The organism is Anaerolineae bacterium (assembly GCA_014360855.1).
Taxonomy (GTDB): domain Bacteria; phylum Chloroflexota; class Anaerolineae; order JACIWP01; family JACIWP01; genus JACIWP01.
On the sequence record JACIWP010000137.1, the window covers coordinates 1 to 8,196 of the forward strand.

The 8,196-nt window shown below is 64.3% G+C and carries 10 protein-coding genes; 7 read left to right on the forward strand and 3 right to left on the reverse strand.

What is annotated here, in order from left to right; all coding sequences use genetic code 11:
* Positions 1-182 (forward strand): HypC/HybG/HupF family hydrogenase formation chaperone (locus H5T60_08650; protein ID MBC7242500.1); only part of this gene is annotated, 182 nt, incomplete at its 5' end.
* Positions 183-344: 162 nt separating this feature from the next.
* Positions 345-965, forward strand: coding sequence for an alpha-ribazole phosphatase (cobC, locus tag H5T60_08655; protein ID MBC7242501.1), 621 nt, complete (start codon positions 345-347; stop codon positions 963-965).
* Here cobC and H5T60_08660 read toward each other — a convergent pair.
* Positions 962-1,408, reverse strand: a complete 447-nt coding sequence (locus H5T60_08660; protein MBC7242502.1) for an acyl-CoA thioesterase — start codon at positions 1,406-1,408, stop codon at positions 962-964. The two genes, cobC and H5T60_08660, sit on opposite strands and share 4 nt — an antisense overlap.
* Positions 1,405-2,778 (reverse strand): nodulation protein NfeD, encoded by a 1,374-nt coding sequence (locus tag H5T60_08665; GenBank protein MBC7242503.1) that lies wholly within the window; start codon positions 2,776-2,778, stop codon positions 1,405-1,407. Before H5T60_08665 ends, H5T60_08660 begins: the two co-directional genes overlap by 4 nt.
* A gap of 198 nt (positions 2,779-2,976) precedes the next feature.
* Between H5T60_08665 and H5T60_08670 the strand changes: the two genes are divergently transcribed.
* The 5 genes from H5T60_08670 (at position 2,977) to H5T60_08690 (ending at position 7,909) form a co-directional block, all read left to right on the forward strand.
* Positions 2,977-3,663, forward strand: a complete 687-nt coding sequence (locus tag H5T60_08670; GenBank protein MBC7242504.1) for a metal-dependent transcriptional regulator — start codon at positions 2,977-2,979, stop codon at positions 3,661-3,663.
* 11 nt (positions 3,664-3,674) lie between these two features.
* Positions 3,675-3,989, forward strand: a complete 315-nt coding sequence (locus H5T60_08675) for a ferrous iron transport protein A (GenBank protein ID MBC7242505.1) — start codon at positions 3,675-3,677, stop codon at positions 3,987-3,989.
* Between the two features lie 22 nt (positions 3,990-4,011).
* Positions 4,012-6,054 carry a ferrous iron transport protein B gene (feoB, locus tag H5T60_08680; GenBank protein ID MBC7242506.1) on the forward strand — a complete coding sequence of 681 codons (2,043 nt, stop codon included), beginning with the start codon at positions 4,012-4,014 and terminating at the stop codon, positions 6,052-6,054.
* 15 nt (positions 6,055-6,069) lie between these two features.
* Positions 6,070-6,327: a MarR family transcriptional regulator gene (locus H5T60_08685; protein MBC7242507.1), complete on the forward strand. Its 258-nt coding sequence runs from the start codon at positions 6,070-6,072 to the stop codon at positions 6,325-6,327.
* Between the two features lie 178 nt (positions 6,328-6,505).
* Positions 6,506-7,909 (forward strand): radical SAM protein, encoded by a 1,404-nt coding sequence (locus H5T60_08690; protein MBC7242508.1) that lies wholly within the window; start codon positions 6,506-6,508, stop codon positions 7,907-7,909.
* A gap of 26 nt (positions 7,910-7,935) precedes the next feature.
* On the opposite strand, the gene H5T60_08695 is transcribed toward H5T60_08690, so the two are convergent.
* The coding region (locus H5T60_08695; GenBank protein MBC7242509.1) for a DUF2085 domain-containing protein at positions 7,936-8,196 on the reverse strand (261 nt) is incomplete at its 5' end.

The following is an 8,196-nucleotide window of genomic DNA, read 5'->3' on the forward strand; positions in this document are numbered from 1 at the left end:
GCGAGGTGTGTCTGGCCTTTACCCCTGACGTTCAGGTGGGCGACTATGTGATCGTGCATGCCGGCTACGCCATCAGCCGGCTGAATGAGCAGGAAGCCCAGGAAGCCCTGCAGGCCCTTGCCGAGCTGGCGGAATTCTCGGCGGCCGAGGAGGAATCCCCGTTCTTCGCCGCCGGCGAATGAGCCAACCTGGATCGCAGGGGCCGGCCCCCGCGGCGGCCCTCTGCTGAGTATTCGTCCCCAGTATATGCGCATCCCCTCGATGTACCCGCGCGGACAAATTTTTCCCACGCACCGCGCTGTGGTACACTGTGATAGCATCACTTCGCTTCATGGGAGAGGATCATGCTGCGCCTTCTGCTCATCCGTCATGGACAGACCCTATGGAACGCGGAACTGCGCTATCAGGGACAGACCGATGTGCCGTTGAACGAGTTGGGCCGCCGGCAGGCGGAGGCGCTGGGCCGCCGGCTGGCCGGCGAGACCATCCATGCCGTATACGCCAGCGACCTCCAGCGCGCCGTCGACACCGCGATTCCGCTGGCGGTCCCGCGCCGGCTGGAAATCATCAAGGAACCTCGCCTCCGGGAGCTGAATTTCGGGGAATGGGAAGGGCATACGTTCGAAGAAATTCGCCAGCGCGACCCAGAGGCCTATCAAGCCTGGCTGCGCGCGCCGGAACGGTTCTCCGCGCCGGGCGGGGAAACCGATACACAACTGCGGGAGCGCGTGCGGGCCTGGCTGGATGAGGTGCGGGCGAAGCACGATGAGCAAACCATCGCCGTCGTCGCTCACGGCGGGTCCCTGATAATCCTGTTACAGATTACACTGGGCCTGCCCTCGGAGGCGCGCTGGAAGTTCCGCATGACGCATGGGTCGATCTCGGAACTGCACCTTTTCCCCGACGGCTGGGCTGTGCTGGCCCGGCTGAACGATACCTGCCACCTGGATGGGCTGACGGGTTAGGCCGGCGGGTTCCCTGCCGGCTCCAGCACCCGCTCCAGCACCTGGCGCAGTGCCGCCGGGATGGGGATGATGCGGTTCCCCGCATCCAGACAGGCCACCCGCGACCAGATATGCGTGAGGACCTCCTCCGTGCCGGCGCGCCGCATCTCCTGCTCCCACACGGAGCGCACGCGCCCCAGCTCGCTGATCCAGCCCCAGATTTCGAGGGTGTCGCCGTAAACGGCCGGCCGCAGATAGCGCACGCGCGTCTCGGCGATGACCAGGCGCACGCCGGCATCCAGTAACTGCGGCACCGTCAGGCCAAGATATTCCATGAAGTCATCGCGCGCCATCTCCGCAAAGCGCAGATACTCGGCATTGTTGACGTGGCCGTACACGTCAATGTGGAAACTGCGCACCTTATAGAAGGTGCGCAGGCGCCGGCCAATCTGCTCCACCGTCATGACGCCTCCTTTGATGCGCTGGCAGACGGCGCCGATGCCTCGCCGGCGGGCTGTACGATCAAGCGGAACCCCTCGCGCCCGACCACCACCACCTTTTCGCCGGCCGGGATGGACGTTCCATCCTGACTGCGCGCCATCCACAGCTCGCCCTGGACGAAGACCATGCCCTCCGGTACCAGCGGCGACCGCACCTCGGCCAGCTCCCCGATCATCCCTTCTTCGCCGGTGGTGGGCCGCCGGCGCATTGCCCCCACCGCCTTCGCCACCACAAAAGCGAAAAAGGCACCCGTCGCCAGGGCCACGGTGATGACCAGCGAGAGGGAGATGGGCATGTATGAGGAGCTGAACAGCACCAGCGTGCCCAGGATGAAGGAGGCGATGCCGCCGGCGGTCAGCACGCCGTGCGTGGGCGCCTTGATGTCCAGGATAAAGAGCACAAATGCCAACACGATGAAAATGAGGCCCGTGTAGTTCACCGAGAGCACTCCCAGGGCGTACAGTGCCAGGACCAGGCAGATGCCGCCGATGATGCCGGCCGCATAGCCGCCCGGGCTGGCCAGCTCAAACAAGATGCCGTTCAGGCCCAGCGTCATCAGGATAAAGGCGATGTTGGGGTCGGTGATGGCATGCAGAAAGCGCTCGATGGCCCCTAGGGGGATCTCCTGCCAGGGGAGGCCGGCCGTGTGCAAGGTGATGGTCTCGCCGGCGACCACCACCTGCCGGCCGTCCAGCTTGGCCAGCAGGTCGTCGATATCGTTGGCGATGACATCAATGACGTCGTACTCCAGGGCTTCCTCAGCAGTCGAGGCGCGCGCTTCGCGCACCGCCTGGCCGGCCCATTCCACCGCTTTCTCGCCGCGCCGGCGGGCCAGGCCCTTCAAATCGGCCTCCAGGATGGAAATGGCCTTCTCCTTGGAGGTCTCGGGCAGTTCCTCGCCTCCGCCGGCGACCGGGCTGGCCGCTCCGATGCTCGTGCCGGGCGCCATGGCGGCGACATGCGCGGCCAGGGTGATGAAGGTGCCGGCCGAGGCGGCGTGCGCGCCGGCCGGCGCCACAAACACCACGATGGGCACCCGCGCCGCCAGCATGCGCTGTGTGATGGCCTTGGTCACCTCCACAGAACCGCCCGGGGTGTCGAGCTGGATGACCAGGGCGGCCGCGCCGTCCATTTCCGCCTGCTCGATGCCGCGGGTAATATATCCCTGAATGATGGGAGTGATGGCGCCGGAGACCGTCAGCACATCCACCCGGCCGGCCGGCGCCTGCGCCTCCGCGCTCCAGGAGCTCACCAGTGAAAGCGCCACCATCAGGGCGTATATGAACAGCCTGAGCCGGCGAGCGGCTCTTGCCCTCTCACTGCGGGCTCTCATCATTTTGCCTCCTTGGCATGCACTGCCAGTACGCTTTGACCCTATTATAGAGCACAACGTGCTCCAGGACAAGCAAGTTTTCCGAATGGGTATGCCGCGGGCGGCGCGGTTGACAAGGTTTACCTTCTCTATTATAATTAGGCATGCCTTATAAAATTTTTCATCACACCCTCAAATTGAAAGAGAGCGGGGGTAAGCATGCTGCACAGCGAGAGCGCGGAAGACTATCTGAAGACCATATGCAAGATGGGCGGGATGCAGGGGGCGGTGTCCACCAGCGCGCTGGCCTCTCGCCTGGGGATATCGCCGGTATCCGTGCATGAAATGATCCGCAAGCTGGCGGAGCAGGGGCTGGTGGAGTACACCCCCTATCGGGGAGTATCGCTGACGCCGGCCGGCCTGCGCGCGGCGCAGAACGTCTTCCGCCGGCATCGCCTCTGGGAGCGCTTCCTGCATGACTCCCTCGGCCTCCCCTGGGCGCGCGTGCACGAGGAGGCCGAACGTCTGGAACACGTCACTTCCCAAGAAGTGTCGGACCGCCTGGCCCAGTTCCTGAACTACCCGCAGGAATGCCCCCACGGCCACCCCATCGGGCAGGAAGCGTGTGCCTGCGAGGATGAAGCGGCACGCCCACTGTTGGAGCTGGCGGCCGGCGAAAGCGCGGAGATCGAGCGCGTCCCCGAGGACAACGCCCAGATGCTGGAGTATCTGGATCGCCTGGGACTGCGCCCCGGCGTGCGGGTCACTATGGTCGAGATTGCCCCGTTCGACGGCCCGGTGACCATCGAACTGGACGGCGAGCGCAAGGCCATCGGCCGGCCGCTGGCGGAGCGCATCCTGGTGCATATCGCCGCATCCCACAACGCAGAAAATCAAGGAGGATAACACAACAGCCTATGGCGGAGACCAAGAAAGCCATCGTTCCTCTGGACGTCGTGCCGGCCGGCGAAACGGTGCTCCTGCAGGAGATCGTCGGCGGCCACGGCATCCTCAGCCGGCTGGCCACGCTGGGATTTACCCCTGGCACGCCGCTGACCATGATTCAGAACTTCGGGCACGGCCCGCTCATCGTGCAGGTGCGCGATGCACGCATTGCGCTCGGCCGCGGCGAAGCGCGCCATATCCTCGTGCAGGCGGATGAGAAGACCGCGGCACGCATTGACCCGCGCTTTGTCCAGCGCACGTTCGTATCGCGCCGGCCCGACGCATAATGATCCATGAGGACGATATGCCATGAAGGCACCAGTGATGTCTTGTCATTCGGTCACGACGACTGCTCGGCCGTCCCAACCGGCAGAACTGCGGGTAGCCCTGGCCGGCCAGCCCAACGTCGGCAAATCCACCCTCTTCAACCTGCTGACCGGTCTGAATCAGCATGTGGGCAACTGGCCGGGCAAGACGGTGGAGAAGAAAGAGGGCTATTTCCGCTATGACGGCCTGCAAATTCAACTGGTAGACCTGCCCGGCACCTACAGCCTGACCGCCAATTCGCTGGAGGAGCTGATCGCTCGCGAGTACATCATCCAGGAACGGCCGGATGTGGTGGTCGTGGTGCTGGACGCCGCCACCCTGGAACGCAACCTGTACCTGGTGGCGGAGCTCCTGCCCCTGCCCTCGCGCGTGGTGGTGGCGCTGAACATGATCGACGTGGCGGAGCAGGAAGGGGTGCACATCGAACCGGAGGTGCTCCAAGCCGCCCTGGGCGTGCCGGTGGTGCCCATGGTAGCCACCAAGAACCGCGGCGTGCGGGAACTGGTAGATGTGGTGGTGCGGCTGGCGCGCGGGGAGATCCCGTATGAGCCGAAACTGCCGCAGGTGCGCGCCGACCATCAGCAGGTGCTGGAGCGGGTCAAGGAGCTGATCTGTCCGTATGTGCCGGCCCCCTACCCGCCCGATTGGGTGGCCCTCAAACTGTTGGAGGGCGACCGACATCTGACCGAGTTGATGGACAGCCACCTGCCGGCGGATATCCGTCAGCAAGTGCATGCCCTCCTGGCTCAACACGACGATGCCCTGATGGCCGTGGCCAGCGGACGCTATGAATGGGTGGGACGCATGGTGCGCGCCGCGGTGGTGCGGCCGCAGGCCGGCCAGATCACCCTCACCGGCCGGCTGGACCGCTGGGCGACCCACCCCTTCTGGGGGCTGATCATCCTGGCCGGCGTCCTGGGGGTCGTCTTCTGGCTGACCTTCACCATCGGCTCGCCCATTCAGGAATGGCTGGACACCGTCATTATCAACGGCCTGCGGGGATGGCTGAGCGCCATGCTGGCCGGGGCGCCGGCCTGGCTGAGCGGCGTGATCGTGGACGGCGTGCTGGGCGGCGCCGGCATGGTCGTCACCTTCCTGCCCATCCTGGTCATCTTCTTCACCGTGCTGGCACTGCTGGAGGATACCGGCTATATGGCGCGTGCCGCCTTCGTCATGGACCGCTTCATGCACATGATGGGCTTGCACGGCAAAAGCTTCCTGCCCCTGCTGTTGGGTTTTGGATGCAACGTGCCGGCGGTCATGGGCACCCGCATCATCGACACGCCGCGCTCCCGACTGCTGACCATTATGCTGGCCCCGCTGGTGCCCTGCGCGGCCCGCATGGCGGTCATCGCCTTCCTGACGCCGGTGTTCTTCGGCCGGTCTGCCGCGCTGGTGGCCTGGGGACTGGTGGCCATGAGCCTGCTTGTGCTGGCGCTGGCGGGTTTGCTGTTGAGCAAGGTGATGATGAAAGGGGAGCGCGCCGCCTTCATTATGGAACTGCCGCTGTATCATAAGCCGAATGCGCGCACCATTGCCCTGCAGGTCTGGCAGCACGTGCAGGAGTTTCTGCGCAAGGCCGGCACGCTCATCCTGATTATGTCGGTCGTGATGTGGGCGCTTTCCACCCTGCCGGCCGGCAATATCGAGACGAGCTACCTGGCCACCTTCGGCCGCTGGGCAGCTCCGCTGGGGGCGCTCCTCGGGCTGGACTGGCGCATGCTGGTGGCACTGCTGAGCAGCTTCGTGGCCAAAGAGAACGCCATTGCCACCATGGCCATCTTGTACGCCGGTGCGGACCAGGCCGGCCTCGTTGCGCGGTTGAGCACTGCGGTGACGCCGGCCTCTGCCCTGGCCTTCCTGGTGGTGCAAATCCTGTTCATCCCCTGCGTCGCCACGGTGGCCACCATCCGCCAGGAGACCGGCTCCTGGAAATGGACCATTGCTAATATCCTGGGCCTGCTGGTCATCTCATTCACCATGGGCATTTTGGTGTATCGGCTTGCCCTGTTGATACTGCCTTGAAGCGGGAGAACGAGCATGCTGGAACAGTTACTGCGTGAGCTGGCCGCCGGCAGTCCCCTGCATCTGGACGAACTGGCCGCCAAATTGGGAGTCACCCCCCAGCTCGTCACAGCCATGCTGGAGGACCTGGAGCGTATGGGCTATGTGAAAACGCTCACCGCGTCCTGCGACACGGCATGCGCCGGCTGTGCCTATCACGGGCTTTGCCAGTTGGTGGGCGGCGGGCGCATCTGGACTCTGACGGAGGCCGGCCAGCGCGCCGCCGCGAAATAAAGCTTTCACTCCGGTGACAGTCACTTGCGAGGTGACTGTCACCTCATCCCGCATTATCCCCAACGTAGTCTTACGGCTCCGAATATACCTCGCCCGTTCATCGTCAAATTATAGGATTCGCCAGCGTGCTAGCTTACATCTTTCATGCACCATCCTGTCATAGACGAGGAGGTGAGCGATGATGAGAAGCTTGAAGCGAATGACCACGGAGCAGATACTGCGTTCCATTTCCGGCTTCCTCGGCCGGGCATCCGACCGGGATTTCGAGTATCTGTTGACGGTCATGGAACGCCTGGCCACCAGCTACCGCGAGAAAACCATCCTGCAGACCCTGCGGGATGGATGGCGTCGGAATACGCCGCTGGCTCAGCTCATCCGCCGGGTGTTCCGCGAGACCAATCCCGAGTGCCGCTACCGCTTCCTGTACAACTTGTTCTTCAACCAGAGCTTCGGCGAGGCCAAGGTGAAGCGCGATGCGTACACTGAGCGCTACGGCTATCGCCCGCCGTGGGCCATGCTCATCAGCCCAACAATGCGCTGTAACCTGCGCTGTGCCGGCTGTTACGCCGGCGAATACACCCGCAAGGACGACCTGCCGGCGGAGGTCATCGACCGCGTGCTGACCGAAGGCGAGGAGATGGGCATCTCCTTCGTCACTATCTTGGGCGGCGAGCCTTTCATCCGCGACGACCTGTGGCCCATCTACGAGAAGCACCGCGATACCCTGTTCCAGATTTACACCAACGGCACTCTGCTGGATGAGGACACGGTAAAGCGCATCGCGCGGTTGGGCAACATCGTGCCGGCGGTCAGCATCGAGGGCTTCGAGGAGGAGACCGACGGCCGGCGAGGCAAAGGCACCTTCCAAACCATCATGCGCGCTATGGACGCCCTGCGCCAGAACGGCGTTATCTTTGGCTTCTCCGCCATGGTGACGCGCTGCAACGTGGACACCATTATCAGCGACGAATTCAACCGCATGCTGGTCGAAAGGGGCGCCTGCATCGGCTGGCACTTCTTGTACATGCCGGTGGGGCGGGACCCCGACCTGTCCCTGATGCCCACGCCCGAACAGCGCGATCTGCTCCGGCGCATGGGTGCGGCGCGCATCCGCGCCACATACCCCATGTTCGTCATAGACTTCTGGAACGACGCGCCCTATGTGGGCGGGTGCATTGCCGCCGGCAGGGATTACTTCCACATCACCTCGCGCGGGGATGTCGAACCGTGCATCTTCACCCATTTCGCCGTGGACAACATCAAGGAGAAGAGCCTGAAAGAGGTGCTGGAGTCGCCCTATTTCCGCGGCATTCGCGCCCGCCAGCCGTACAGCGAGAACCTTCTGCGCCCCTGCATGCTGATCGACCATCCGCATGTGTTCCGCGAGATATATCAGACCTATCATCCCTATCCGACGCATCCGGGGGCCGAGACGCTGGTGGGCGAGCTGGCCGCCGGCCTGGACCGTTACTCGCAGGAGGCGGCGGCGATCTTGGAGGAGGCCTGGCGCAAGGACTTCATCGAAGCCGGCACCAACATCTTCTCGGAGGAGGCGCCGCACAAGGAGCCGGCGGCCACCTGAACCGCAGAACAGCCTCCCGTGGGAATCTAGCCCACGGGAGGCTGTTCTATTTTCAGCTTGCGCACCAGCTCCCGCCGCAGGTCCAGCATGGCGGCCTCGATGTACGGGTAGACGAACCAGACGGTGCCGGCAGAGGTGGTGAGGCCCGTCAGCACGCGCAGTGCCGGCGTGCTCTCCCGCAGGCCCAGCACCTGCGTCAGGCCGTCCATGGCCAGCGGCAGGAGGAACAACGCCAGCCCCCACAGCGGCAGAGGCTTCAGCCAGCGCCGCGGCCCCAGTGAATACAG